We start from the raw sequence: 316 nt of genomic DNA, 5'->3' as shown, positions 1-316 counted from the left end.
AAGAGTATGGCAGTGGTTTAAACTATAACCGCAAAAAGTGGAATCAGCTGTTAGATGAAGTAATGGAACAAAAAATTAAAACCATCATAGTTACACATAAAGACAGATTTATCAGATTTGGATATGACTGGTTTGAAAAATTCTGTATGAAGTTCAACACAACTATGGTGATAGTGAACAATGAAGAACTATCACCGCAAGAAGAACTTGTACAGGATATTGTATCTATACTTCATGTTTTTTCCTGCAGATTGTACGGATTTCGTAAGTATAAAAAACAAATAGAAAGGGATGAAGAGATTGCTAAAGAGCTTCA

At 32.9% G+C, this 316-nt stretch carries 1 protein-coding gene; it reads left to right on the top strand.

Translation table 11 applies throughout. The annotated features are described in order from the left end of the window. Positions 1–316 (top strand): IS607 family transposase (locus LJE09_RS19330; protein WP_227311631.1); only part of this gene is annotated, 316 nt, incomplete at both ends.

The sequence above is a fragment of the Blautia sp. DFI.3.45 genome (assembly GCF_020593505.1).
Taxonomy (GTDB): domain Bacteria; phylum Bacillota; class Clostridia; order Lachnospirales; family Lachnospiraceae; genus Blautia_A; species Blautia_A wexlerae.
The sequence above is the reverse complement of the archived record's forward strand: the minus strand, read 5'-3'. Positions and strand labels throughout refer to the sequence as shown.